Origin of the sequence: Mesorhizobium sp. M0243 (genome assembly GCF_040321775.1) — a bacterium.
In the GTDB taxonomy this organism is placed as follows: domain Bacteria; phylum Pseudomonadota; class Alphaproteobacteria; order Rhizobiales; family Rhizobiaceae; genus Mesorhizobium.
In genome coordinates, this window is the sequence record NZ_JAMYSF010000008.1 from 99,087 (window position 1) to 124,651 (window position 25,565).

Sequence of the window (25,565 nt, forward strand, 5' to 3'; positions counted from 1 at the left end):
AAATCAGGGTGCTCATCCGGTTATTGTGAGAACGGCCTTGCCGCTGAAGCTGCGCTGTCGCAGTGCGTCCAGCACTTGGGCGATGTCTGTCCACGGCACGGTCAAGGCCACGCGCGTTTCGAGCCGGCCGGCTGCGACCAGAGCGAGCAGCGAGGCGATGTCCTCGCCAATGCCTGGACCAGACGTGTAGTACGCGAAAGTCTGAAGCCTCGCTCCTTCACGATCCGGAACGAACTGGCGGAATCCGACGGGCGTCAGTTCGCCGCTGCTCGAACCGAACATGACGATGGTCCCGCCAGGTGCGATGCGCTCGATCGCGTGAGCGAGGCTTTTGCCGCCCACCGACTCCGTGATCAGCGAGAACGGTCCCTCGGCCAGATCGATCGCTTCGACAACCTGCTCGGCTCCAAGGCCGCGGAGATCCTCGGCGTGCCGGGCGGCGGCGATTGCCGTCACCGAGGCGCCCTGCTCGCGGGCAAGCTGGACCTGGAAACGGCCGACCGCGCCGCTTGCACCGGTAATCAGCACCTGCTGGCCGGTCAGGTCGCCGCCATGGCGTAGAGTCCTCAGCGCCGTCGTGCCCGCGACTGGCAACGTGGCGGCGGCGGCAAAGCTGACGTCATCGGGCAGGACGGCGAGACGGTCGGTCGGAACGGCGACACGTTGCGCCCATCCGGCTTCATCGACCAAAGCCGCGACGCGGGCGCCAACGGCCGGTCCTGAGCCATCGGCTGCTGCCCGTTCGACGATCCCACCGATGTCCTGGCCGGGTATCCAGCCGTTCGGACGTATGCTGAGCAGGCGCAGTTCGCCGCGATTCAACGAGGTCGCGTGGACCGAGACAAGCGCCTCGTTCGAGGCCGGTTGAGGCTCGGCAAGCTCTGAGATCCTCAGTCCGGTCGCGCTGTCGGAGGAGATGACGAGGGCGAGCATGGTTGATACCTCCTGGCTGCGCGGCGGTCGCACCGCTCATTCGCAAGTGTACCTTATCGACTTTTGCCTTTGAATAATTTAGATATGAAAGCAATTGATCGCTAAAAACTGTCAATCATGAGACAGCCCCTCAGCTACCCCTGGCTCGATTTCGATGTGGATGACCTTTCCGCGCCTGCGATTGCCGTGCGCGTCGATATCCCAGAGACCAGAGCGGAGGTACCCTCCCATTGGCACCGCAAGGGCCAACTCGTTTTCGCGCTTGCAGGCGGCGTCACATGCCGCGTCCCAAGCGGTTTATGGATGGTGCCGCCGCATTGCGGGGTGTGGATCCCCGGCGGCATGGAGCACAGCAATGTCGCAACCGCCAACGCCCGGATTTTTTTCGTCTACATAGAGCCGGGAGCCGCCGATCTGCCGGAGCGGTGCTGCACGCTTTCGATCTCGCCACTGCTGCGCGAATTGATCATCGAGCTTTCCGATCGGCTGCAGGACGACGAGGCGAGGGGCGAACTCTTGATCAAGATACTGCTCACCGAATTGCCACGCATGGCTGTCCAGCAGCTACACCTGCCGATCTCGTCCGAGCCGCGCTTGAACAGGATCGCCGAGGCGTTGGCGCAGGATCCCGCCGACCGCAGCACACTGGCGGAATGGGCCAATCGCGTGGCGCTCAGCGAAAGCAGCCTCGCCCGCCTTGTGGCAAAGGAGACAGGGCTGAGTTTCGGGCGCTGGCGCCAGCAATTGCACTTGATCGTTGCAATTCGGGAACTGGCTTCCGGCAAAAGTGTCCAGCAGGTCTCGGGCGATCTCGGCTATGGTTCCGTTACGGCCTTCATCACCATGTTCAAGAAGGCGCTTGGGAAGCCGCCGGCCAAATACCTCAGTGGCATCGCGCAAAATGGCGGCTCTGCATTCGTGGCGTGATGCTCGCTTGAAAGGGTGGTCGAGCCGATCACGGTGCCAGCGTGCGAGAGTGCAGCCTGGGCTTTGGAACTCAGGCCACCGATGGCTCGGCGGTTTCGCGCCTCAACTCCGGTTTGGGACCGAGAACTTCTTCCACAATCCCGCGCGCAATCTCGCGTTCACCCATGATCACCGTATCGGCGCCCAAACCCTTGAGATGTTCGACCTCGGCGTCGGAATGGGCACGAGCGATGACGTTGATGCCAGGGTTGGCGGTGCGGGCTCGGAGCACGATCTGGCCGGCTTCGAAGGCATTGGGGATGGCAAGGATCAGCCGGCTGGCGCCTTCGGGATTGGCGGCGGCGAACACTTCGGCATTGGCCGCATTGCCGGCGACGGTCTCGATGCTGTCCGCTTTCAATTTCGCCAGCGTCTTGTCGGCGTCCTCGATGACCAGGAAGGGCATTGCCGCGTCTTTCAGCGCCGAGCCGACCAGGCCACCGACACGGCCGTAGCCGATCAGGATAGCATGGCCGGTGAGTGCCGTCTTTGGAGGCGGGCCGTCCTCCTTTTTCGTCGTTGCCGCGACAGAGGCTACCTGGCCCGGCTCCGTCGCCGGACCAACCGGTTTTGCCTCGACCGGTGGTGCCGTCCTGGCGGCGCGCCGTTCCAGCCACGGCTTCATCCAGTCGATGGCCAGGAACATCAGCGGGTTGAGGACAATCGACAAGATCGCACCGGCCAGAATGAGGTCGCGGCCCTGTTCCGGCAGCAGCTTCAGCCCGACGCCGAGTTCAGCCAGAATGAAGGAGAATTCGCCGATCTGGGCAAGGCTTGCCGAAATTATCAGCGCCGTGGCGATGGGATAGCCGAAGGCGACAACGATTGCGAATGCGGCCAGTGATTTGCCAATGACGATGATGGCCAGCGTCGCCAGGATCGGCCAGCCATTGCTGATCAGGCTGAACGGGTCGAACAGCATGCCGACCGAGACGAAGAACAGCACGGAGAAGGCATCGCGCAGCGGCAGCGATTCCTCGGCGGCGCGGTGGCTGAGCTCGGACTCGCTCATGATCATGCCGGCGAAGAAGGCGCCCAGCGCCAGCGAGACACCGAATAGTTTTGCCGCACCGAAGGCGACGCCGAGCGCGATGGCCAAAACCGCCAGCCGGAACAGTTCGCGCGAGCCGGTATGGGCGACGTAATGCAGGATCCAGGGAATGACCCGGCGGCCGACCACCAGCATGACGATCACGAAAGCGGCGACCTTGGCCAGCGTGATGCCGACGACGCCCCAGATGCCGTAGCTGGCCGGCAGCGACAGCAGGCCGCTCGCATGGGCGTCAGCCTGCTCCTGACCGCCGAGCACGCCAGCGAGCGCCGGCAGCAGCACCAGCGCCAGCACCATGGCCAGATCCTCGACGATCAGCCAGCCGACGGCGATGCGGCCGCGCTCGGTCTCGATCATCCGCCGTTCCTGCAGGGCACGCAGCAGCACCACGGTCGAGGCCACCGACAGCGCCAGGCCGAACACCAGCCCCGCGCCCATCGACCAGCCAAGCATCCAGGCAAGACCGGCGCCAAGTGCGGTGGCGAAGCCGATCTGGACGATGGCGCCCGGCACGGCGATGGCACGCACCGACAGCAGATCCTTCAGCGAGAAGTGCAGCCCGACGCCGAACATCAGGAGGATGACGCCGATTTCGGCCAGTTCGTTGGCAAGGCCGGCATCGGCGACGAAGCCAGGCGTGTTCGGCCCGACCAGCACGCCGGCTACGAGATAGCCGACCAGCGGCGGAATGCGGAAGCGATTGGCGAGAGCCCCGAAGACGAAAGCCAGCCCCAGACCGGCGACGATGGTGGCGATAAGGGGCGTGTCATGCGGCATTGTCTATGGAGCGCCTTTCAAAAACAGCGATGTTGGATGAGCGCCGCCCAAAGCCGCCGCCTGTTTGCAATATGGTGGATGGTATGTCGGCGATGCAACCCGCAAAGCCATGAAATCGACGGCGCTGCCGCAAATATTTGACCGGCAGCTGAGAAAGCTGCCGGTCAAATCGGAATTTGTGCGGTGCTATTCGTCTCGATCGGTCAGGGCCGATCGACAATGATCAGGCTGCCTGCAGCAAGGCCTCGATTTCCGGTATGGCATGGTTGGTCAATGTCTTGGGAATTTCGGCGGTCACCTTGTCCCCGACCTCCTTGTGCAGCTTTTTGCGCATTGTCCCAAGCACCACCGGCGGTGCGACCAGCACGATCTCGCTGAATTCGCCGTCATGCGCGAGCTTGTAGAGCCGGGCGGCGATTTCATCGGCGAAACGCTCCTTGCCGATGCGGTGCCAATCCGTATCCTCGACCGCGCTGCGGTGTACGGAGGGACCATCATTGTATCGGCCCGGGCTGTCACTGCCTTGCTCGCGGGTGGGCGGGTTGTCCTGCTGCATTTCCTGCACCACCTCGAGATTCGGATATTTATTGTCGCCAGCGTTCCTGAGGAAAAGCGCCTTCTCGCCATCGGCCACCATGACCCAGATACCGTGCTTGAGTATGATTGTGTTCATGATGACAGGCTCCTTTTCAGCCGCGTGGTGGCCTTTCGTGGCGTTCCGCAGCCGGGTTTCGATCCGATATGACAGGCCTTTTGAGAACGCGCCCGGAGCCACTAATGTTCCAGTCGGCAGCCGCGTCGGCGTTGGACATTCTGGCTATCCAGAGTTCGCGGCTTTAATCTACTAATTTGGTAGAATTTAGAAAAAACGGTTTTGCGGCTTTTCTCCCCAGGCGCTAAAAGACCCGGAAAACAAGGCCTGCGACAGCAGCTTGAATCCGCTCCATCTGTAAACGAGAAATATTTTTCTCTTGGCCGGGATGCTTTCAGAAAAGCAATTGCATCCCGATAAGGGATGCGCGAGTGCGTTCCTTCTGGTTTCTCGCGCCCGCGCGTAGAACTGCAAGCTCATTCAGGATTCCGCTCGCGTCCATGTCGCACACTGCTCCCAAGCTCAACGCCTTCCCCGTGTTCATGCGGGTCGAGGGCGAAGCCGTGGCCATCGTCGGCGGCGGCGAAGAGGCGCTGGCCAAGGCGCGGCTGATCGGACAGTCGAGTGCGGTCCTGCGGATTATCGCGGAACACGCCGAGCCCGACCTGCTCGCCTTCGTCGCCCAGGCCGGCGCGAGCCATTTTGCCGCCGCTTACGACGCATCGCAGCTCGAAGGCGCGATCATGGTGTTTGCCGCCAGCGGCGACGAGGAACTCGACCGTCGGGTGGCTGCGGATGCGCGCCGCCTAAGCATTCCGGTCAATGCCGTCGATCGGCCTGAGCTTTGCGATTTCTTCACCCCGGCGCTGGTCAACCGCGCGCCAGTCGCCATCGCCATCGGCACCGAAGGCGCCGGGCCGGTGCTTGCGCAGATGCTGCGCGGCCGCATCGACCGTATGCTGTCGCCGTCGCTCGGGCCGCTGGCAACGCTTGCCGCTTCGTTTCGCGGGGCTGCCGAGAAGCTGCTGCCGAGAGGCAATGCCCGGCGCCGCTTCTGGAATGATTTCTTCACTGGTGCTCCTGCACGCGCGGCTGAAATCGGTCAGCTTTCGCAGGCGCATGATGCTGCCGTCGATATTCTGCTGTCGAACACGCCCGCTTGCGGTCACATCGCGCTGGTTGGCGCCGGTCCGGGCGCCGAGGATCTACTGACCTTGCGGGCCCATCGTCTGCTGATGGAAGCCGATGTCATCGTCCATGACGCGCTGGTGCCGGAGGCGGTCGTTGCCATGGGTCGCCGCGATGCCGAGCGCCTGCCGGTCGGAAAGCGCAAGGGCTGCCACACCAAGAGCCAGGCTGAGATCAATGCGCTGCTGGTCGAGCTTGGCCGTGAAGGCAAGCGTGTCGTGCGGCTGAAGTCAGGCGATCCGCTGGTGTTCGGCCGGGCCGGCGAAGAGATGGCGGCACTTCGCGATGCCGGCATCGCCTATGAGGTGGTTCCGGGTGTCACCGCGGCCTTTGCTGCCGCCGCCGATTTCGAACTGCCGCTGACCTTGCGCGGTGTCTCCTCGTCGATGGTGTTCACCACCGGCCACGATCTCAAGGGCAATTCGCTGCCCGACTGGGCCAAGCTCGCCATTTCCGGCGCCACCGTCGCCGTTTATATGGGCCGCTCGGTGGCCGCCGAGGTTGCCGGACGGCTGATCGAGGCCGGTCTGTCGCCAGATACGGCGGTGGCCGTGGTCGAGAATGCCAGCCTCGCCAACCGGCGTCGCTTCCACGGCACGCTTGCCGACCTGCCGTCGCTGGAAACGCGCGCCGATCTTTCCGGCCCGGTCATGACCATCATCGGCGATGCGGTCGCCGGCGCCAACTTTGAACGGTCCGAGCCGCTGGCGGCACACAGGCATGAAGGCGCGTCCAGTTCGGTCGCCGAAGGAGTTCAGCAATGAAGATACTGACCGCCAACCGCCTCACCGACGGTATTGCCGTCTGGTACGCCGATGGCGGCTGGGCCGAGACGGTGGACCATGCCGACCTCGCCCATGACAAGGCAGCCGAGGACAGGCTCGAGGCGATCGGCGCCAAGGCCTATGCCGCCAACGAAGTGGTCGACGTCAATTTGATCGACGCTGAAGTCGTCAACGGCGTCGTCCAACCGGTGCGGCTGCGCGAGAAGATCCGCGCCGCCGGCCCGACAATCCGCAACGATCTCGGCAAGCAGGCTGCGCGGGCAGCATAACCGAGACACCAGGCATGGGCGGACGCGCCCTGAAAGACCAAGCATGTACCGTTACGATGAGTTCGACCACGATTTTGTCCAGGCCCGCGTCGCGGAGTTCAGCGACCAGGTGCAGCGTCGTCTTGCCGGCGAGATCACCGAGGACCAGTTCCGGCCATTGAGGCTGATGAACGGCGTCTATCTCCAACTGCACGCCTACATGCTGCGCATCGCGGTGCCTTACGGCACGCTGAACGGCAAGCAGTTGCGCATGCTTGGCCACATCGCCCGCAAATACGATAAGGGCTATGGCCATTTCACCACGCGCCAGAACATCCAGTTCAACTGGCCGGCGCTGTCGGACATTCCGGCGATCCTGGCGGATCTCGCGAGCGTTGAGATGCATGCCATCCAGACCAGCGGCAATTGCATCCGCAACGTCACCGCAGACCACTTCGCTGGCGCTGCCGCCGACGAAGTCGCCGATCCGCGTCCCTACGCGGAAATCCTGCGCCAGTGGTCGTCGGTGCATCCGGAATTCTCGTTCCTGCCGCGCAAATTCAAGATCGCGGTGACGGGTGCCGAGCGCGACCGCGCCGCCATTCAGACCCACGACATCGGCCTGCACCTGAAGAAGAACGCCGCCGGCGAACTCGGTTTTGCCGTCTATATCGGCGGCGGCCAGGGTCGCACGCCAATGGTTGCCCGGAAAATCCGCGACTTCCTGCCGGAAGCCGATCTTTTGTCTTACTGCACGGCGATCCTGCGCGTTTACAACCTCTATGGCCGCCGCGACAACAAATACAAGGCGCGCATCAAGATCCTCGTCCATGAGACCGGCGTCGAGGAGATCACCCGCCAGGTCGAGGCCGAGTGGCAGGAGTTGAAGGACGCCGAGTTGAAGCTGCCGGAAGCCGACATCCGCGCCATCGAGGCCTATTTCGCGCCACCGGTGCTCGCTGGGCGGCCGGAAGGCGACCAGGCGGTCAAGCTGGCGCGGCTCGATTCCAAGGGGTTTTCGGAGTGGCTCGACCAGAACGTCGTGACGCACCGCCATCCCGACTATGCGGCGGTGACGATCTCGCTGAAGGGCATCGGCGAGGTGCCCGGCGACGCTTCGGACAGCCAGATGGAAGCGATCGCCGACATCGCCGAGAAATATGGCTTTGACGAGCTGCGTGTCAGCCATGAGCAGAACCTGATCCTGCCGCATGTGGCCCGCGCCGACCTCAAGGCGGTCTATGATGCGCTGGTCGGCATCGGTCTGGCGACAGCCAACTCCAACCTGATATCGGACATCATCGCTTGCCCGGGCCTCGATTATTGCGCGCTGGCCACGGCGCGCTCGATCCCGATCGCGCAGGAAATCTCGCAACGCTTCGCCTCGCTGGAACGGCAGCGCGAGATCGGCGAACTGAAGCTGAAGATCTCCGGCTGCATCAACGCCTGCGGTCATCACCATGTCGGCCACATCGGCATCCTCGGCGTCGAGAAGAAGGGCTCCGAACTCTATCAGGTGACGCTGGGCGGCTCGGCAGACGAGAACACCTCGGTCGGCGAGATCATCGGCCGCGGCTTCTCGTCGGAAGAGATCACCGACGCCATCGAACAGATCGTCGAGACCTATCTCGGCCTTCGGCTCGACCCACAAGAGAAATTCATCGACGCCTACCGCCGAGTCGGTCCCGCGCCGTTCAAGGAGGCGCTCTATGCTGGCGAAGCCAAGGCCGCTTGACCGTATCGGAGACGTCGATGACGGCATCGCCGCCAAAGCGGCGGGGCTCGACGCGCTCTACGGTCATCTGAAGCCGATCGAGATCATCGAACGCTCGGCCCGCGAACTGTTCCTCGACGAGATCGCTGCGGTGTCGTCGTTCGGCGCGGACTCGGCTGTGCTGCTGCACATGATCGCCAAGATCGACCGGACACTGCCGGTCATCTTCCTCGACACCGGCAAGCATTTCGAGGAGACGCTCGGCTATCGCGACGCGCTCGCCGCCGATTTCGGGCTGACCAACATAAGGGTGATCAAACCCGAGGAAGCAGCACTCGAACGGATCGATCCGACGGGCAATCTGCATCAGAGCAACACCGACGCCTGCTGCGATGTACGCAAGGTCGAGCCGTTGGCGCGTGGCGTTGCACCCTTCCGCGCCTGGTTAACCGGCCGCAAGCGCTTTCAGGCCGCGACACGGGCAGCGCTGCCGGTGTTCGAGGCCGTCGGTCCGCGCATCCGCATCAATCCGCTGGCACACTGGACGACATCGGATCAGGCCGACTACATGCGCGCGCATGCGCTGCGCGAAAATCCACTGGTCGCCTATGGCTATCTGTCGATCGGCTGCTTCCCGTGCACGCAGCCGGTGCAGCCGGGCGAGGACGCGCGCAGCGGCCGCTGGGCTGGTCACGCCAAGACCGAGTGCGGCATTCACCTGTCGGGGCTGGAGAAGTCGCTGACCGACGCATCACTATAGGGTATGCTGAAATTCAGCCGGCCTGCGAACGGCGACCTTCATCCGGAGGCCGCCGGCTTTGCGTGGGATGGACTTTCAGCGGACCTGGATCTTGGGGCTTTAGGAATCTTTATGACTGGACCGACGACACCGGAGACCCGGCTCTGGACCCCTGCGGGTTTTCACGAGGATGAGTGGACGCATGCCGAAAGCGCCGATGCGCTGTCCGGCAACGGCCGCTTCATCCTGCCGTTGCAAGTCTTCCTCGATCTGGATCCGGAGGTGCGCCGCTCGGCCAAGGAACGGCTCGGCGTCCTGCTGCAGCCGGGTGATCAGCTCGAGAAGATTGCCGACCTGCTCGACCAGCTGTCGCTGGTGGCATTGGCCTTCCCGGCCTTCAGCGACGGCCGCTCCTTCTCTAAGGGAGAACTGCTGCGCGGCCGCTACCATTTCGAAGGTGCCGTTCGCGCCACGGGCCAAGTGCTGGTGGACCAGCTGCCGCATATGCTGCGGCTGGGCTTCGACGAGTTCGAGATTTCCAATCCGGTGCTGTTGAAGCGCCTGGCGGAGGACCGTACCGGCGGATTGGGGCTCTACTACCAGCCAGCCGCCGTGCCGGAACCAAAAGGCCCGAAATACTCCTGGCGGCGCGTTCGCAGCAGCTGACGTTGCGGTAATTCCGCGCGTCTTTACATCAGTCGTGTTCAGGCCTTTTCTTGATAATCCGGATGGAAATCCGTGGACGATCGGGGAGGGGTCTTCATGCGTTACGACTATGTCATAGCCGGCGGTGGGTCCGCCGGCTGTGCGCTTGCCGCGCGGCTTTCGGAAGATCCATCGAAAACGGTCTGCCTGATCGAAGCTGGCGGCGAGGGCAGGGATATGCTGATCCGCGCTCCTGCTGGCATTATCAGCATGCTTTCCGGCCGGCCCAGAATCAACAACTGGGCCTTCGAGACCGTGCCGCAGCAAGGTCTTGGCGGCCGCAAGGGCTACCAGCCGCGCGGCAAGGCGCTGGGCGGCTCCAGCGCAATCAATGCAATGCTCTATGTCAGGGGCCATCGCAGCGACTATGACGAATGGGCAAATCTAGGCTGCGAGGGCTGGTCGTGGGATGAGGTGCTGCCCTATTTCCGGCGCGCCGAGGGCAATGAGCGCGGCACTGATGCGTTGCATGGCGGGGACGGCCCGCTGAAAGTGTCGAACCAGCGCTCGCCGAGGCCGATCGCCAAGGCCTTCATAGAGGCTTGTGCCGAAAACCAGATTCGCGCCTCGGACGATTTCAACGGACCGGAACAAGAGGGCGCCGGCTATTTCCAGGTGACCCAGTTTGCCGGTGGCGCCCGTAATGGCGAGCGCTGTTCGACTGCCGCCGCCTATCTCCATCCGGTGATGCAGCGGACCAATCTGACCGTGGTCACGCGGGCGCACGCCACAGGCATCGTCCTTGACGGCAAGCGCGCCACCGGCATCCGCTACCGGACACGCAAAGGCGAGACAGTGGCACAGGCGTCGCGCGAGGTGATCCTCTGTGGCGGTGCCTTCGGTTCGCCGCAGCTTCTGTTGCTGTCGGGTATCGGCCCGGCGGCCGAACTTGCCGTGCATGGCATTCCCGTCGTCCACGAATTGCCGGGCGTCGGCAAGAACCTGCAGGATCACCTCGATTTCATCGTCGGCTGGAGATCGAAGGACACCGATATGCTTGGCATGAGCCCGCGCGGCGCGTTGAGTTTCCTCAGGCACATCGCGCAGTGGCGCCGGGATGGAACCGGGCTGATCGCCTCGCCGGCGGCCGAGAGCGGCGCTTTCGTCAAATCCGACCCGGCGCTTGAACGCCCTGACCTGCAGCTGCAATTCGTCATCGGCCTGGTCGAAAACCATGCGCGCACGCTGCACTACGGCTTCGGTTTTTCCTGTCATGTCTGCATATTGCGGCCGCACTCACGTGGCGAGGTTGGGCTGGCCAGCGCCGATCCATTTGCCGCGCCACGCATCGATCCGCGCTTTCTCGGCGACCAGCGCGATGCGGAACTGCTGCTGAAAGGCGTGAGGATCACCCGGCAGGTGCTGGCTTCGCCGGCGCTGACGCGCTACCGGCACAAGGAAATGCACATCGCCGGCGAGCCGAGCGATGCCGATCTGATGACCCATATCCGTACCCGCGCCGACACGGTCTATCACCCGGTCGGCTCCTGTCGGATGGGAGTCGACGAGATGGCGGTGGTCGATCCGCAACTCAAGGTGCGCGGGCTTGAAGCCTTGCGTGTCGTCGACGCCTCGGTGATGCCGACACTGATTGGTGGCAACACCAATGCCCCAACCATCATGATCGCCGAAAAGGCCGCCGACATGATCAGGGCTGCCTGATCGGAGCTCCAGGCCGCGGCGCCCATAGCGCGGCGGTCCTTTTGTTATGACGCAATTGCCCAGGGAAAACGTTACGCGCTTTCCCTGGAAAACCGTTCAAACTTCTCCTGGAATTGCTTAAGCCGCCGCCCGTGCCTCGCGGAACGACACCAGCTTGCGGCGGTTTTCGTCCCACAATGCCAGTTTGACGCAGCGCAAGCTTTCGAGCAGCGTGACACGGCCGATGTCGCGCAACTCGGGATAATCCCGCAGCACTTCCTGCAACCGGTAGCACGGCACCTTGGCGGAGAGATGATGGACGTGATGGACACCGATGTTGCCGGTGAGCCAGTTCAGCACCGGCGGTAGATCGTAATAGGACGATCCGTGCAGGGCAGCGTGCTGGAATTCCCAGTCGGCATCCTTCGCCCATTCCGTTTCCTCGAACTGGTGCTGGACGTAGAACAGCCAGATGCCGGCCGAACCGGCGAGGATGACGATCGGCAGGTGGACCACCAGGAAAGCGCCCGGGCCGACGAACCAGATGAGGATGGCTGCTGCGACCGCGATGCCAAGATTGGTGGTCATCGACGACACCCAAGGGGTCAGGCCGCCGCGCATCATGCCGACGGGGAGCCTTTGCTCGAAGATGAACAGCCAGATCGGACCGAGCCCGAACATCACCAGCGGGTGGCGATAGAGACGGTAGGCGAGGCGGCCTCGCCACGACATCTGCCGGTATTCTGCAACGGTCAGCGTCCGGATGTCGCCCATGCCGCGTTCGTCAAGATTGCCGGCGCTGGCGTGGTGCGTCGCGTGGGCACGCCGCCAGCAATCGTAGGGCGTCAGCGTCAGGATGCCGAGCGCGCGGCCAATCCAGTCGTCGGCGTAGCGATTGGCGAAGAAGGAGCCGTGGCCGCAGTCGTGCTGGATCATGAAGATGCGCACCAGAAACCCGGCCGCGGGAAGGATGAGGACCAGTCCCCACCAATGGCCATAGGCATAAGCCGCCGAGGACAGTCCCCAGAGTATGGCGAATGGAATGAGGGTGATGGCGAGTTCGACGGCGCTGCGCCGCCTGTCGGGCTTCTTGTAGCGGGCGAGAATCTTCAGCCAGGCGCGCTTGCTGTTGGCCACCGCCTCAGGGGAAATCATGTTCATCAGGAAGCATAGGCGCGGTGCTTCGCCGCCGCAAGGCAACATCACGCAAAATTACTGTGCGTAATTGTCGCGTGGCTTGGCGGTCGAGCCAGCCAACCGCCAGCTCAACCTGCTGATGACGTCGACCGCTATTCGCGATCGAGGATAGGACAGCCGCGCTCGGTGCCAAAAGTCACGCGCACGCGGTCGCCACCCTGTCTGCCGCGGACCGTGATCTCCCGGCGGCCGATGGACTCAATTCTTGCGCGGCGGATGCCCATTCGCTCTGCCTTGTCGAGAGCCCGGTCTTCCGTGCAGCCTCGTTGACGCCGGTCGCGCCGATCGTCGCGACGGGGACCTTCGCAATCGTCGTAGGCGGGGTCGCAATCTTCCATGAGCTTCAGCCGCGGGCCATGTTTGCCCAATTGCAGCTGCAGATTGTCTGCTTGTGCCGGAAAGGCCGCCAAGGTGATGGCGCCGAGGCCGACAAGCGCCATCAGCGATGAGGTAATCGAAACCTTGCGCATTACGTCCTCCATTTGAACCAACCCATCTATCCTTAGATGGTTCGGCTCTCCACGGCTATTGCCGATAGGAGGTTTGCTGCCAAGATCGATTGTTGCGTTACGGCCGGCGCCAGCCGATGTCACCGCGCTCCGCCCCATCGAGGCGGTCGAGCAGTTCTCTGAGCCGGTCGGGGATGTCGGCCTCGGTGCGGAAGGCCGGCAAGGTGCGCAGAAAGCGGGTCACCGCCTCGGCGCCGAACTGGCGCCTGATCTCGATGGCCAGCCCCTCTGTCTGTTCGCCCATGTTGCGGGTCATCATCTCAAAATCCTGTCTCGGCTTCGAAACTCCTGCAGCAAGAGAATGGTTCCCCCATCATGCCTGTGTGGCAAGCAAAGCCGGCGGTTAAGGTAAAATTTGAATTAAAGTCGAAATGTCTTGCCTGTCATTGCCCGGCCTTGGCCGGCGGCTTCCATAGTCGCTTACCCCTTGATTTTTGGCCGCCAAACATCGATATCGGGCACAAAATCCACATCATTCGAGATTGACGGGAAACGGCGATGAGCGACCAGGCAAAAGACGAACGCGCGCCCGATGAAGTCGAGGCGACCGAGCCCACAGTCGAGCGCACGGAAGGCAGCACCGACGGTGATTATGAAGCCCTTGTGCGGCTGCTGAAGGAAAATGAAGAGCTGAAGGACCGCGCGCTGCGCGTGGCGGCCGAGATGGAAAACCTGCGTCGCCGCACGGCGCGCGATGTGCACGATGCGCGCACCTACGCGGTCGCGAATTTCGCCCGCGACATGTTGTCGGTGTCGGACAATCTGCGCCGCGCGCTGGATGCGATTCCCGCCGAGGCCAAGGCATCGGGTGACGCCGGCTTCAAGGCGCTGATCGAAGGCGTCGACCTCACCGAGCGCGCCATGCTGTCGGCGCTGGAACGGCATGGGGTCAAGAAGCTCGCGCCTGAAGGCGAGAAGTTCGATCCCAATTTCCACCAGGCGATGTTCGAAGTGCCCAATCCGGATGTCCCGGCCAACACCGTGGTCCAGGTCGTGCAGCCGGGCTATTCGATCGGCGACCGCGTGCTGCGCCCGGCCATGGTGGGCGTCGCCAAGGGCGGGCCAAAGTTCGCCGCCGCTGAAGCACCGGTCGAGCCGGGGCCGGTGAACGAACAGGCCGAGAAAGATGCGTGAGGCAGGGAATAGGCAGTAGGCAGTAGGCAGTAGGAAACTAGGGCAGTCGTATCATCGCGCGGCTTCGTGCTATTCATACTGCCTAATCCCTAATCCCTACTGCCTTGGCCTCATGAACCCTATCGCGCTTCTTGATTATGCCGGTGTCGCCGTCTTCGCGGCGACCGGGGCGCTGGCGGCTTCGCGTAAGCAACTCGACATTATCGGCTTCCTGTTCCTGGCCAGCGTCACCGGGATAGGCGGTGGCACGCTTCGCGACGTTATCCTCAACCTGCCGGTTTTCTGGGTCGCCAACTCCGGCTATGTGCTGGTCTGCGCCGCGGTTGCGGTGCTGGTCTTCTTCGGCGCGCATCGTGTCGAATCGCGCTGGAAATGGCTGCTCTGGCTCGACGCCGTCGGGCTCGCCGCTTTTTCGGTGATGGGCGCGGCCAAGGGGCTTGCGATTACAGGCTCGCCGGTCGTGTCCGTCATCACCGGCGTGCTCACCGCCACTTTCGGCGGCATTTTGCGTGATCTCCTTGCCGGCGAGCCATCTGTGCTGCTCAGGCCCGAGATCTACGTTACGGCGGCCCTTGCGGGTGCCGGCCTTTACACGCTTGGCGAACTTGCCGGACTGCCGCCGCTCGCCTCGGACCTCGCCGGTTTTGCGGCGGCGTTCCTCGTGCGCGGTGGTGCGCTCAAATTCGGCTGGTCGTTTCCGTCCTACAAGAGCCGACCCGGCAGGCGGCCGGAAGATATTCCGTGAAGAGAGGGAATAGGGAATGGGGAATAGGGAATAGGGAATAGGGAATAGGGAATAGGGAATAATCAGTAGTCACAGGAGCTTAATCGTGGCGTCATCACTACTGCCTACTGCCTACTGCCTACTCAATCTCACGCCGCGAAGCGCTGGGCTTCGCCGCCATAATAGTTGACGTAGCGTGCGCCGATCTCCTTGACCGGCATCACGACGAACACATCGACCGTCGAGAATTCGCGATCGATGACGCAACCATCGCCGATGCGGGCACCGACGCGCAGATAGCCCTTGACCAAAGGCGGCATCGCGGCGATCGCCGCCTTGGCATTGACGGCCTCGATCGGCATCAGATCCATCGAGCAATAGCGCCCGGACACCGCGCGCACGTCCCAGGCCGAGTTCGTCCGGCAGTGGTGGGCGAGGTAGGTGAGCGCCTCGGCATGCGCTGCCGGCACGGTGCCGTTAAAGGACGCGCAGCCGGTCATCACACCGATTTCGTAATGATTGATGTAAGCCCAGATGCCTTGCCACAACGCCTCGATGGTGCGCTTCGAGCGGTATTCCGGCAACACGCAGGAGCGGCCGAGTTCAAGGAAACGCTGGCCGGGGTGGCGGGCGATGAGCTTGGTCAGCTCGAATTCACCTTCGGAATAGAAGCCACCGGCCGTGGCCGCGATTTCTTGCCGCAGCAGCCGATATGTGCCGACGATGCGGCGATGTTCGGGACCGGAAAGCGTGGTGTCCAAAACCAGCAGATGGTCGCAGAGCGGATCGAACCGATCGGCGTCCCGGCGGTCATGGGCCTGGAACAGGTCCTTCCTGGCGCCAAGTTCGTCGTAGAACACCCGGTAGCGCACTTCCTGCGCGGCCGCGATCTCGGCCTCGTTGCGAGCGAGCCGCACTTCAAGATTGCCTATACGGCCCAGCGCAGCGCCCTTTATGACGGAATCGACGTTACGTCCGGCAAGCAAGGCGCTGCTGGCGTTCGGCCGAGTGTCACATTCCGGCATAACTGTATGCACGAGTGATTCTCCTTCGAGCCATCCCTCTTGGCACGGGGATACGGTGTAGGTGCAACAGGATTGTGACAGTACCGTGATACGACGTCATGGGCAATACTTCGTCGGCTGGCGAATACGATCAACCGGCTACGTTTAAGTGATCGCCCGTGCCGAATGACGGTGGAAAGCTCAGGCCGCGACGACCTGCCCCTCGACAGCATTGACCAGCGCCTCGGGGTCGAGCGGCTTGGTGACAAAGCCGCTGGCGCCATGGGCCAACACCGCATGACGGGTCTTTTCCTGGCTGTCGGCCGACAGCACCATGATCGGCACCGGCCGCACTGCACTTTCTTCCTCATGGCGGCGGATGGCGGCAATCGCGTCCAGCCCGTCCATGACCGGCATGTGCAGATCCATCAAGACCACGTCGAAGCGGTCCTTGTGCGCGGCGCCGGTGACAGCCTCGACGGCGGCCTTGCCGTTGCCGACCACCTTGACGCGATGCCCGGCCTTCAGCAGCGTGGCGCGGGCCAGCATGGCGTTGATGTCATTGTCCTCGGCGATCAGCACCGACAGGCCGCGCTGGCGGTTGCCGACGGCGCGCAGCGTCGGCGCGCCGCGCCTTTCCGGCTGCGGCGGGCCGAGGCTCGGAGCATGGCTGCTCAACAGCACACGCAGAAGTGTTCCGCCACGCACCGGTCTGGCCAGGAAGGTTGCGTAGCCGCTGGCTCGGAACTCGCCAAGCATGCCGCGATCGGTCGGCGCGATCAGCGTGATCGCCTCACAGTCGGAGAAACCGCTTTGGCGCAGGCGCTTGAGCAGCCTTCCGTCGCCTTCTTCCATCGCTGCATCGACCAGGATCGCATCGCAGCCGGCGGCGAAAGGCGCGGCCTGTGCGGCAGTGGTGGCGATGTCGACCGCGCCGCCATTGGCGCGGATGGTGCGGGCGATGGCGTCGGCCTCGACGGCGTTCTTCGACAGGATCACCGCGCGTCTGCCCGAGAGAGCATTCTGGTGGCCCTGCGGCGCTTCGGTGGCCGCTATCGCAGGGATTTCGAAGACGAACTCGGATCCCTGGCCGAGCCGGCTGGATACCGAGATCGTGCCGCCCATGGCGGCCACCAGGCGTCTGGAGATGGCAAGGCCGAGGCCGGCCCCGCCATGTGTGCGTGTCGACGTGCCGTCGGCCTGCTCGAACTCCTCGAAAATGCGCTCCAGGTCGGCATCACGCAGGCCCGGACCGGTATCGGCGATGGTGAAGCATATGCGGTCGCTGGTTTCGGTGCGTGCGCATGCTATGCTCACCAGCACGCCGCCGCTGTCGGTGAACTTGATGGCGTTGCCGATGAGGTTGAGAAGCACCTGCCTCACCTTGCCCGGATCGGCGGTGATCAATTGCGGCACGTCGGGTTCGACATGGCAACCCAGCCCGATATCCTTGGCGAAAGCCCGCGCTGCCAGCAATTCGATGATGTTGTCGGCGATCTCGCGCACCGACATCGGCTGCGGCTCGGGGTCGAAACGCCCGGCTTCGATCTTGGAATAGTCGAGAAGATCCTCGATCAGGGCAAGCAATGCGCTGGCCGAGGTCGAGACCGCGCCGACATAGGTTTGCTGCTCCGGCGACAGGCTGGTGTCGGCGAGCAACCTGGCCATCCCCATGATGCCGTTCATCGGGGTGCGGATTTCATGGCTGACGGTGGCGAGGAAGCGCGATTTGGCCTGGCTGGCATATTCGGCCCGTTCGCGTGCGGTGATCAGCGAGGATTCGGCGCGTTTGCGGGCGGTGATGTCGCGGGCGATGGCGCGGTGCGAAACCGCGCCGCTGTCCTTGTCGCGCACCGACAGTTCGATCCAGGAGAACCAGCGCTGCCCGCTCGGCGTGCTGATAGAGACATCGGTGGAACTCAGGCACTCATGGTCGGAAAAGGCGGCATCGGGAACCATGCCGACCTCGATGCCCAGTTCTGCCAGGGTCTTGCCGGCAAGGTCGCGCTGGTCGATCTCGACGAGATCGGCGAAGACCTTGTTGGCATAGACGATGTAGCCATCGCGGTCGCGATGGATGACGAGATCGCCAAGCGCGTCGATCAGGCCGCGAAAGCGCTCATCGCTCTCCTGCATCTCCCACATGCGGTCGGCCAGCGTCTCGATCTCGGCGCGGCTGCGGGCAGTGGTTTCGTCAAGAAGGGCAGAGGTGCGATGTTCGCTCCGCCTGGCGCGCAGATGCAGGGCAAGACCGGCAAGACCGGTTGCCAGCAATGCGACGCTAATGAAGATTGGTGCCCCGGTCAGATGCGCCAGCCCGGCCACCACCACGATGGCGACGAATGTCAGAAAGGGCAGGCTTTCGCGCCTGGAGAATTCCGGCTCGGGCACCACCGGCGGGAGCACCGCATCGACGTCGTCGCCAGTGTCCGCCTGTTGGCTGCCGGATTCCGCGATCATGCGAAATCCTTGCCAGACAGAGATTATGGAAAATTGCGGCGGATCGTTCGAATTTTAGCGGATGAGCGCTTTTTGCCGAGGCGCGGCGGGTTTGCCGCAGATCTGGCGATTCCATCCCTTCCGGCAGTTGGGCGGAGTCACATATCCACGACGACGCGGCCGCGGATCTTGCCGTCGACGATGTCGCGCGCGGCATCGACGATGCCGTCGAACCCGATGGTGCTGGACAGGCTGGCGAGCTTCTGAAGATCGAGGTCGGTGCCGATGCGGCGCCATGCCTCGAGGCGGACTGCTTTCGGCGCCATCACTGAATCGATGCCGAGCAATGAGACGCCGCGCAGGATGAAGGGCGCGACGCTGGTCGGCAGGTCCATGCCGCCGGCCAGGCCGCAGGCGGCGACCGCGCCGCCATAGGAGGTCATCGAGAGCACATTGGCCAGCGTGTGGCTGCCAACTGCGTCGATGCCGCCGGCCCAGCGCTCCTTGGCCAGCGGCTTGGCCGGCTGGGCAAGCTCGTCGCGCGATATCACTTCGGCGGCGCCAAGGTCGATCAGATAGGGGCTTTCGGCATTGCGGCCGGTGGAAGCAATGACATGGTAGCCGAGGCTGGACAGGATCGAGACCGCGACCGAGCCGACACCGCCGGCCGCCCCCGTCACCACCACCGGGCCGCGATCGGGCAGGATGCCGTGCCGCTCCAGGGCCATGACGCAGAGCATGGCGGTATAGCCTGCGGTGCCGACGGCCATCGCGTCATGCGGGCTGATGCCCTGCGGCAGCGGCACCAGCCAGTCGCCTTTGACACGGGCGCGGCCAGCATAGGCGCCGAAATGGGTTTCGCCGACGCCCCAGCCGTTCAGGATGGCTTTGTCACCGGCGCGCCAGTCGGGATGGGAAGACGAGATGACGGTGCCGGCGAAATCGATGCCCGGCACCAGCGGCCAGCGGCGGATCACCGGCGCCTTGCCTGTGATCGCCAGGCCATCCTTGTAGTTCACCGTCGTTGCCTCGACCGCGATGGTGACATCGCCTTCCATCAGGTCGGCGTCGGTGAGATCGGTCACGGTTACCGACTGCTTTTTCTCGGCGTCACGCGAAACGAGGATGGCTTTGAAGGTTTCGGACATGTCTTTCTCCGCGATCGTGTTTGGCGACATGAACTGTGCGGCGATGGCGGCACGGGGTCAATCCTTCGAAGACTTGGCCTTCGAAGACTTGGCCTTGGAAGGCATGGCTTTGGAAGGCTTGGCGTTGGACGGCCCGGGCTCGCGCCGCCAGCCGAACAGCTCGTCGAAGACGACCAGTGCCGCGCCCACCGAGATGAAGGCGTCGGCAAGGTTGAAGACGGCGAACGACCAGACCGTCGTGTGGAACAGGATGTAGTCGATGACGTGGCCGTAGACGGCGCGGTCGATCAGGTTGCCGAGCGCGCCGCCGACGATCAGCGCAAAGCCGGTGCGGGCAAGGATCTGGGACGGCGCGATCCGCGTCGCCAGGAACAGCACGAAGGCAACGACGGCGAGCGAAATGACGATCAGCCCGGTGTCGCCGAAGGATGAGAACATCGAGAAGGCGATGCCGGTATTGTAGGTGCGAAACAGCGCCAGGAAGGGCAACAGATCAACCTTTTCCTGAAAAGGCAGACCGGCCTCGACCAGGTACTTTATCCACTGGTCGAGCGCGATGGCCGCGACGACGAGCAGTGCGTAGGGAGTCCATGATCTCACGGGCAGGCAACCTTCATTGCTGGTCCAGGATTGGCTCGAGCTTCAGCGCGCCGCGCCGGATCTCGAACAGCATGATGCCGGTGGCGACGGCCAGATTGAGCGAATCGGCACGGCCCGCTTGCGGAATCCTGAGCAGCCTGTCGCAGCTCGCAGCCAGGCTTTCGGGCAGCCCCTGCTGCTCGTTGCCCATCATCAGCAGCACGGGCCCGCGGGAAAAATCGACCGAGCGGTAGTCGACGGCGCCTTTCAGGTGGGTTCCGGCGACGAGGCCTGAGAAGCCGCCTCGCCAGGCAAGGAAAGCCTCGGTCGTCGCCTTGGCTACCGGCACGGCAAAGATCGAACCCATGGTGGCGCGCACCGTTTCCACGGAGAATGGATCAGTGGTATCGCCGACCAGGATGACGCCTTTGGCGCCGACGGCATCGACGGTGCGGATGACGGTGCCGAGATTGCCGGGATCGCGTACCCGATCGAGCGCCACCCAGACGTCGCCATTGTCGGCGCGCACATCCTTCAAGGCGAGGAATTTCTGCGAAAAGACGCCCACCACCATTTGCGGATTGTCGCGGCGGGTGATGGCGACCAGCACCTTTTCCGACACTTCTAGCACCATGCCGCCTGCGGCAACCGTGCGTGCGGCCACCTTCTCCACCGCCGCATTGCCGCGCCCTGCCTTGGCGAAAACTAACGTCCTGATCTGCCAGCCGAGATCGAGCGCATCGATAACCAGCTTCAACCCTTCGGCCATGAAGGCGTTCTGCTGGTCGCGGAATTTCTTCTGCGCGAGCGCCTTGATGTCCTTGACCAGCGGATTGGCGAGGCTGGTGACCTCCTTCACCTGGCCAGGTGCGCCTGCATGCCGCTCGTTCATTCAGCCACCCAACGCGAAAACAGTGAGGTCGAGAGCGCCCGGCCGGCGGACTTTTCACGGATGATCAGCTCACCCGATTCCATCTTGCCGCCCATGCCGGCAAACGTATCGCGCATCAAGGCGTGGATGGCGAAGAAGGAGGCGCGGATGGAATAGGCGGTCAGCACCACGGCAAGCGGCTTCGGCGTCAGGATCGCCCGGCAAAGTTCGGTCAAATCAGGCAGGTCCTCGAACAATTGCCAGACCTCGCCCTTGGGGCCACGGCCATAGGCCGGCGGGTCGAACAGGATGATGTCGTAGCGGCTGCCGCGACGCTCCTCGCGCTCGGCGAATTTGACCGCGTCGTCGACGATCCAGCGGATCGGCTTGCTGCCGAGGCCGGCCATCTCCTGGTTTTCACGGGCCCAGCCAATTGCCTTCTTCGAGGCATCGACATGGGTGACCTCGGCCCCGGCGCGAGCCGCCACCAATGAGGCGAGACCGGTATAGCCGAACAGGTTCAGCACCTTGACCGGCCGCTTCGCCGCCGCGATCAGCCCGGCCATGTGATCCCAATGGGAGGCCTGCTCGGGAAAGACGCCGACATGACGAAACGAGGTGAAACGGCCGAGATAGTCGATGCCGTCATGCTTCATCGGCCAGGTCTCGCCGAGTGGCAGCTTGGGAAAACGCCAGCGGCCGATACCCTCCTCGTCGGTGTCGCCGGTGAAGACGGCGTCGGCGCGCTCCCATTCCTTTGCCGGCAAGGCCTTTTGCCAGATCGCCTGGCCCTCGGGCCGTACGATACGGTAGGGGCCATATTGTTCGAGCTTTTGGCCGGTGCCGCTGTCGAGGAGCGCATAATCGGCATTGGGCGCCACTTCCAGGATCACGGGAAGATGTTCGGCGGGCAGAGCGCCTTCGCGGCGGGCCAGGATGCGCGGCGCCGAGTTCGGTTCGGAACGACTTTCCGTCTTCGCCTCATGGCGCTCGCGCGGTGGCGCTTCCGGTCTGGCGGGAGCCTGGCCGGGACGCGGACGCGACACGTCCGCCGCACCCTTCGCGGATGGATGTGGACGGTTGTCGCGGCGTTTGTCGCGAAAAGACTTCAAGCGGGGGCAACTCCGAACGGGGTGGCCGCTTTTGACATAGGGCAACCGGCTTCGCAACCAAGTCCGACAGGTCGGCCTCTCCGGTTCAGGTTGGCCGCGATGGACCAATGTCAAAGAAACAGGCAAATCTACCGGATGTCCCGCTCCGAACGCCTGCTCGACCTGATCCAGTGCCTGCGCCGGCATCGCCGGCCGGTGAGCGGGCAAGCGCTGGCCGATGAACTCGGGATTTCGATCCGCACGCTCTACCGCGACATCGCCACGCTGCAGGGCCAGGGCGCGCCGATCGAGGGCGAGGCGGGTGTCGGTTATGTGCTCAAGCCCGGCTTCATGCTGCCGCCGCTGATGTTCAGCGACGAGGAGATCGAAGCCATCGTGCTCGGCTCGCGCTGGGTCGCCAAGCAGCCGGACCAGCGTCTTTCGGCCGCCGCTGCCAACGCGTTGGCCAAGATCGCGGCTGTCCTGCCGGACGATCTGCGCGAGGATCTCGACGCGAGCACACTGCTGGTCGGCCCTCCCGCCATGGCCATCGAGACCATCGACCTTGGCCTCGTACGGCAGGCCATCCGCAACGAGCGCAAGCTCGGCTTTCTTTACCGCGACGCTGGCGGCGCTGCGTCCGAGCGTGTCGTGTGGCCATTTGCGCTGGGCTTCTTCGACAAGGTGCGGGTGGTGGTGGCGTGGTGCGAGATGCGGCACGATTTCCGGCATTTTCGCACCGATCGCATTACCGAACTCCATGCAACAGATACGCGCTATCCCCATCGTCGCCAGGCGCTGCTCAAGGAATGGCGGGCAACGCTCGACACGTCGCGTGGTTCGTGACGGCTACTGCCAGAAACTGACAGTAGCGCATCCTATGTTCGCCAAGTCGAAACGCTGAACCTTGGAGAGCAGACATGACCACCCCGAATTTCGTCATCCTCTATGTCGACCAGCCGCAGCAGAGCGGCGCCTTCTACAGCGCGCTGCTCGGCCGTCAGCCGGTCGAAAGTTCGCCGACCTTCGTGCTGTTCGTGCTCGATGCCGGCTTCAAGTTCGGCCTGTGGTCGCGCCATACGGTGGAGCCGGCAGCCGCCACGTCAGGCGGTGGCGCCGAAATCGTGTTTGCGCTGGATACGCCCGATGCGGTCGATGCCGCCCATGCCGACTGGTCCGGGCGCGGGCTGACAATCCTGCAGACGCCGACCGACATGGATTTCGGCCGTACTTTTGTCGCGCTCGATCCCGACAATCATCGCCTGCGCGTCTATTGGCTGTCCGACGGCGCACAAGCCGATGGTGACCAGAAATGAGCGCGTATTGGATCGCGGTGGCATCGGCCGAACATGTCCGGCGGGGTCGCGCAGCCGGCTTCATGCAGGTCAATCACGGCAAGGCGGCACCGCTGCGTCGCGTCAAGCCAGGCGATGGCATCGTCTACTATTCGCCGACCACTGTTTTGGGCGAGAAAGATGGCCTGCAGGCCTTCACCGCGATCGGCACGGTGCGGGAAGGCGGGCCCTATCAGGGCGATATGGGCGCCGGCTTCACGCCGTTCCGCCGCGATGTTGCGTGGGCTAAGGCCGAGGAAGCGCCGATCAAGCCGCTGCTCGACAAGCTCGAATTCACCGTCGGCAAGTCGAACTGGGGTTATCAGCTTCGCTTTGGCCTGTTTTCGGTCAGCGCGGCCGATTTTGCTCTGATCGCAGAGGCGATGGGCGCCAAAACGGCTGCGGCAGCGAATTAAGTCTTCATCGCCTTGTAGACGGCAATGCCGGCGGCAAGATCCTCGAGCGCCGCGCCGACCGACTTGAACAGCGTGATCTCACCGGCGCTCTCGCGACCCTTCTTCTGCCCGCGCGCCAATTCGTGCAGATCGGCGACGATGGTTTCCGGCTTCAGCACGCCGGAGGCCAGCGGCTGGACGATGTCGCCGGCTTCCTTGGTGGCGCCGGCGCGGGTGTCGACATAGACGCGGGCAAGCCTGATCGCGTCGTCATCGCTCTCGCGCATCGTCGGCGTAAAGCCTCCGACCAGGTCGACATGGGTTCCCGGCTGCAACAGCGCACCCTTGATCAACGGCGTGGTGGTGATCGTCGCCGAGGAGACGATGTCGGCCTGCCCAAGCTCGGCATCGAGATCGCTCGCCGCGCTGGCTGCAAAACCCTCGGCGCGCAGGTCGGCGGCGACTTTCTCGGCATTGGCCGGAGTGCGGTTCCAGATGCGGATGGTCTTGATCGGCCGTACGGCCGAGTGCGCCTTGGCGAGGAAGGGCGACAGCGCGCCGGCGCCGACCACCAGCAGCCGCGAGGCATCGTCGCGGGCGAGATAGGAGGCCGCGAGCGCCGAAGCGCAGGCGGTGCGCCACTGTGTCAGCCGCTGGCCGTCGATCAAGGCCTCGGGTTCGCCGGTGGCGCCATTGAGCAGGAGATAGAGCCCCATCACCGCCGGCTTGCCGATGGCATTGTTGTCGGGGGACACGGTAACGATCTTGACGCCGACGTGACCGCCGGCCGACGTGCCGGCCGCGTTGAGATCGGTCCAGGCCGGCATCAAAAGCAGGGTGGAGGCGGCACCATCTGGCCGCTCGATCGTATGATGATGCCTGACCGGCTGCACCGCACCGTCGCGAAACGCCATGCGCAGCGTCTCGACCAGCCTGGCAAAGCTCAGGGCATGGTCAACCTCTGCGGCCGAAATGGTCAGCATGCAAAACTCCGTGGGGACAAAACCGCCAACAGGCGGTTCAAGCGGTCGGCTTCGGCAATGCGGACCCTTGGGCGGACCCGTGGGCGGAGCCTGGGGCCGTTCCCGGAGCCTGGCTTTGTGATACCGCCGGCGCACGGCTGACCGCCTGGCGCAGGTTCTCGGCCTCGACGCCGCGCTGGCGCGCCAGCTTGCGATAGCGGCCCTGCTTGACCCAGGTTGCCAGGCTGCCGACGATCATGCCGATGGCGAGTGCCAGGAACAGGAAGATGAACAGCGGCAAAGTCAGGGTCAGCTTCGGATTGCCGGGGTTGAACGGATCCAGCGTGAAGGCGACCAGTTCGCGGTTGGCAACGGCGAGTGCGATCAGGATGATCGCCAGGGGCACGAAGATCGCGATGAGCATGAAGCGATTGAACATGATGTTTTCCGTCGGAAGCTGGCCTGTCCGAAGGCCGTCAGGCGCTGACGTCGCGCCTACTTGCCGCCGTTCAGCCTTTCACGCAGTTCCTTACCAGTCTTGAAGAACGGCACCCATTTCTCCTCGACCTCGACGGATTCGCCTGTGCGCGGATTGCGGCCGGTGCGGGCGGGACGATTTTTCACCGAAAAAGCGCCGAAGCCACGCAACTCGACCCGGTTGCCGTCGGCAAGGGCGTCGGTGATTTCATCGAAGATGGCGCCGACGATGTTTTCGACGTCGCGCAGGAAAAGATGCGGATTGCGCGTGGCAATAATCTGCACAAGTTCGGACTTGATCATGAGACGGGTCCCCGTGAAAGCAGTGCGGTCAAAATTATGAGGATGATTTTATTTGCTTT

General features: G+C 63.7%; 28 protein-coding genes. 12 read left to right on the forward strand and 16 right to left on the reverse strand.

Annotation, left to right across the window (positions count from 1 at the left end; genetic code table 11):
- Positions 1-12: 12 nt before the first annotated feature.
- Positions 13-933 (reverse strand): zinc-binding dehydrogenase, encoded by a 921-nt coding sequence (locus NKJ11_RS13100; RefSeq protein WP_352610160.1) that lies wholly within the window; start codon positions 931-933, stop codon positions 13-15.
- A gap of 117 nt (positions 934-1,050) precedes the next feature.
- Here NKJ11_RS13100 and NKJ11_RS13105 point away from each other — a divergent pair, with 117 nt between their 5' ends.
- A complete protein-coding gene (locus NKJ11_RS13105) occupies positions 1,051-1,860 on the forward strand; it encodes an AraC family transcriptional regulator (protein WP_352610161.1) in 810 nt (269 codons plus the stop codon).
- Between the two features lie 70 nt (positions 1,861-1,930).
- Here the strand turns inward: NKJ11_RS13105 and NKJ11_RS13110 are convergent, their stop codons facing one another.
- The 3 genes from NKJ11_RS13110 to NKJ11_RS13120 all read right to left on the reverse strand — a co-directional run bounded on the left by NKJ11_RS13110 (position 1,931) and on the right by NKJ11_RS13120 (position 4,799).
- Positions 1,931-3,727, reverse strand: coding sequence for a cation:proton antiporter domain-containing protein (locus NKJ11_RS13110; protein ID WP_352610164.1), 1,797 nt, complete (start codon positions 3,725-3,727; stop codon positions 1,931-1,933).
- Between the two features lie 223 nt (positions 3,728-3,950).
- The gene (locus NKJ11_RS13115; RefSeq protein ID WP_023812513.1) at positions 3,951-4,400 is read right to left on the reverse strand and encodes a baeRF12 domain-containing protein; all 450 of its coding nucleotides are present in this window, start codon (positions 4,398-4,400) and stop codon (positions 3,951-3,953) included.
- A gap of 186 nt (positions 4,401-4,586) precedes the next feature.
- Positions 4,587-4,799 (reverse strand): hypothetical protein, encoded by a 213-nt coding sequence (locus NKJ11_RS13120; RefSeq protein WP_352793478.1) that lies wholly within the window; start codon positions 4,797-4,799, stop codon positions 4,587-4,589.
- Between the two features lie 20 nt (positions 4,800-4,819).
- Here NKJ11_RS13120 and cysG point away from each other — a divergent pair, with 20 nt between their 5' ends.
- The 6 genes from cysG (at position 4,820) to NKJ11_RS13150 (ending at position 11,360) form a co-directional block, all read left to right on the forward strand.
- Positions 4,820-6,271, forward strand: a complete 1,452-nt coding sequence (gene cysG, locus NKJ11_RS13125; protein WP_352610166.1) for a siroheme synthase CysG — start codon at positions 4,820-4,822, stop codon at positions 6,269-6,271.
- Positions 6,268-6,561 (forward strand): DUF2849 domain-containing protein, encoded by a 294-nt coding sequence (locus NKJ11_RS13130; protein WP_027037731.1) that lies wholly within the window; start codon positions 6,268-6,270, stop codon positions 6,559-6,561. Before cysG ends, NKJ11_RS13130 begins: the two co-directional genes overlap by 4 nt.
- Before the next feature lie 43 nt (positions 6,562-6,604).
- Complete coding sequence (locus NKJ11_RS13135; protein WP_128303223.1) at positions 6,605-8,275, forward strand: nitrite/sulfite reductase; 1,671 nt, start codon at positions 6,605-6,607, stop codon at positions 8,273-8,275.
- Positions 8,250-9,014 carry a phosphoadenylyl-sulfate reductase gene (locus tag NKJ11_RS13140; RefSeq protein WP_127272509.1) on the forward strand — a complete coding sequence of 255 codons (765 nt, stop codon included), beginning with the start codon at positions 8,250-8,252 and terminating at the stop codon, positions 9,012-9,014. The genes NKJ11_RS13135 and NKJ11_RS13140 overlap by 26 nt, the downstream gene beginning before the upstream one ends.
- Before the next feature lie 111 nt (positions 9,015-9,125).
- Positions 9,126-9,659, forward strand: a complete 534-nt coding sequence (locus tag NKJ11_RS13145; protein ID WP_352610169.1) for a DUF934 domain-containing protein — start codon at positions 9,126-9,128, stop codon at positions 9,657-9,659.
- A gap of 96 nt (positions 9,660-9,755) precedes the next feature.
- Entirely contained in the window at positions 9,756-11,360 is a 1,605-nt protein-coding gene (locus NKJ11_RS13150) for a GMC family oxidoreductase (RefSeq protein ID WP_128303220.1), read from the forward strand.
- A gap of 117 nt (positions 11,361-11,477) precedes the next feature.
- On the opposite strand, the gene NKJ11_RS13155 is transcribed toward NKJ11_RS13150, so the two are convergent.
- The 3 genes from NKJ11_RS13155 to NKJ11_RS13165 all read right to left on the reverse strand — a co-directional run bounded on the left by NKJ11_RS13155 (position 11,478) and on the right by NKJ11_RS13165 (position 13,304).
- Positions 11,478-12,500, reverse strand: coding sequence for a fatty acid desaturase (locus NKJ11_RS13155; protein WP_023812521.1), 1,023 nt, complete (start codon positions 12,498-12,500; stop codon positions 11,478-11,480).
- 128 nt (positions 12,501-12,628) lie between these two features.
- Positions 12,629-13,006 (reverse strand): hypothetical protein, encoded by a 378-nt coding sequence (locus tag NKJ11_RS13160; protein ID WP_023812522.1) that lies wholly within the window; start codon positions 13,004-13,006, stop codon positions 12,629-12,631.
- 97 nt (positions 13,007-13,103) lie between these two features.
- Positions 13,104-13,304: a hypothetical protein gene (locus NKJ11_RS13165; protein WP_352610170.1), complete on the reverse strand. Its 201-nt coding sequence runs from the start codon at positions 13,302-13,304 to the stop codon at positions 13,104-13,106.
- Positions 13,305-13,543: 239 nt separating this feature from the next.
- On the opposite strand from NKJ11_RS13165, the gene grpE reads away from it, so the two are divergent.
- Entirely contained in the window at positions 13,544-14,179 is a 636-nt protein-coding gene (gene grpE / locus NKJ11_RS13170) for a nucleotide exchange factor GrpE (RefSeq protein WP_352610173.1), read from the forward strand.
- 112 nt (positions 14,180-14,291) lie between these two features.
- Positions 14,292-14,924, forward strand: a complete 633-nt coding sequence (locus tag NKJ11_RS13175) for a trimeric intracellular cation channel family protein (protein WP_352610176.1) — start codon at positions 14,292-14,294, stop codon at positions 14,922-14,924.
- A gap of 128 nt (positions 14,925-15,052) precedes the next feature.
- Here NKJ11_RS13175 and olsB read toward each other — a convergent pair whose 3' ends face one another.
- From olsB to NKJ11_RS13205, 6 genes are all read right to left on the reverse strand, one after another.
- Complete coding sequence (gene olsB / locus NKJ11_RS13180; protein WP_352610380.1) at positions 15,053-15,928, reverse strand: l-ornithine N(alpha)-acyltransferase; 876 nt, start codon at positions 15,926-15,928, stop codon at positions 15,053-15,055.
- Between the two features lie 180 nt (positions 15,929-16,108).
- A complete protein-coding gene (locus NKJ11_RS13185; protein WP_352793479.1) occupies positions 16,109-18,367 on the reverse strand; it encodes a response regulator in 2,259 nt (752 codons plus the stop codon).
- A gap of 137 nt (positions 18,368-18,504) precedes the next feature.
- The gene (gene acuI, locus NKJ11_RS13190; RefSeq protein ID WP_128303215.1) at positions 18,505-19,494 is read right to left on the reverse strand and encodes an acrylyl-CoA reductase (NADPH); all 990 of its coding nucleotides are present in this window, start codon (positions 19,492-19,494) and stop codon (positions 18,505-18,507) included.
- A gap of 57 nt (positions 19,495-19,551) precedes the next feature.
- Complete coding sequence (lspA, locus tag NKJ11_RS13195) at positions 19,552-20,094, reverse strand: signal peptidase II (RefSeq protein ID WP_352610182.1); 543 nt, start codon at positions 20,092-20,094, stop codon at positions 19,552-19,554.
- Between the two features lie 13 nt (positions 20,095-20,107).
- Complete coding sequence (locus tag NKJ11_RS13200) at positions 20,108-20,965, reverse strand: TrmH family RNA methyltransferase (RefSeq protein WP_013529576.1); 858 nt, start codon at positions 20,963-20,965, stop codon at positions 20,108-20,110.
- Positions 20,962-22,056: an RsmD family RNA methyltransferase gene (locus NKJ11_RS13205; protein WP_352440855.1), complete on the reverse strand. Its 1,095-nt coding sequence runs from the start codon at positions 22,054-22,056 to the stop codon at positions 20,962-20,964. The genes NKJ11_RS13200 and NKJ11_RS13205 overlap by 4 nt, the downstream gene beginning before the upstream one ends.
- Before the next feature lie 135 nt (positions 22,057-22,191).
- Between NKJ11_RS13205 and NKJ11_RS13210 the strand changes: the two genes are divergently transcribed.
- The 3 genes from NKJ11_RS13210 (at position 22,192) to NKJ11_RS13220 (ending at position 23,785) form a co-directional block, all read left to right on the forward strand.
- Entirely contained in the window at positions 22,192-22,881 is a 690-nt protein-coding gene (locus tag NKJ11_RS13210; RefSeq protein ID WP_128303212.1) for a helix-turn-helix transcriptional regulator, read from the forward strand.
- A gap of 74 nt (positions 22,882-22,955) precedes the next feature.
- Complete coding sequence (locus NKJ11_RS13215; protein WP_128303211.1) at positions 22,956-23,351, forward strand: VOC family protein; 396 nt, start codon at positions 22,956-22,958, stop codon at positions 23,349-23,351.
- Positions 23,348-23,785 carry an EVE domain-containing protein gene (locus NKJ11_RS13220; RefSeq protein WP_023812532.1) on the forward strand — a complete coding sequence of 146 codons (438 nt, stop codon included), beginning with the start codon at positions 23,348-23,350 and terminating at the stop codon, positions 23,783-23,785. The genes NKJ11_RS13215 and NKJ11_RS13220 overlap by 4 nt, the downstream gene beginning before the upstream one ends.
- Here the strand turns inward: NKJ11_RS13220 and lhpI are convergent.
- Genes lhpI through NKJ11_RS13235 form a run of 3 tightly spaced genes read right to left on the reverse strand, consistent with a single transcriptional unit; the run spans position 23,782 to position 25,506 of the window.
- A complete protein-coding gene (gene lhpI / locus NKJ11_RS13225) occupies positions 23,782-24,747 on the reverse strand; it encodes a bifunctional Delta(1)-pyrroline-2-carboxylate/Delta(1)-piperideine-2-carboxylate reductase (RefSeq protein ID WP_023812533.1) in 966 nt (321 codons plus the stop codon). The genes NKJ11_RS13220 and lhpI overlap by 4 nt on opposite strands.
- A gap of 37 nt (positions 24,748-24,784) precedes the next feature.
- Positions 24,785-25,165, reverse strand: coding sequence for a LapA family protein (locus NKJ11_RS13230; RefSeq protein WP_023812534.1), 381 nt, complete (start codon positions 25,163-25,165; stop codon positions 24,785-24,787).
- Between the two features lie 56 nt (positions 25,166-25,221).
- Positions 25,222-25,506: an integration host factor subunit beta gene (locus NKJ11_RS13235; protein WP_056111776.1), complete on the reverse strand. Its 285-nt coding sequence runs from the start codon at positions 25,504-25,506 to the stop codon at positions 25,222-25,224.
- Positions 25,507-25,565: the final 59 nt, after the last annotated feature.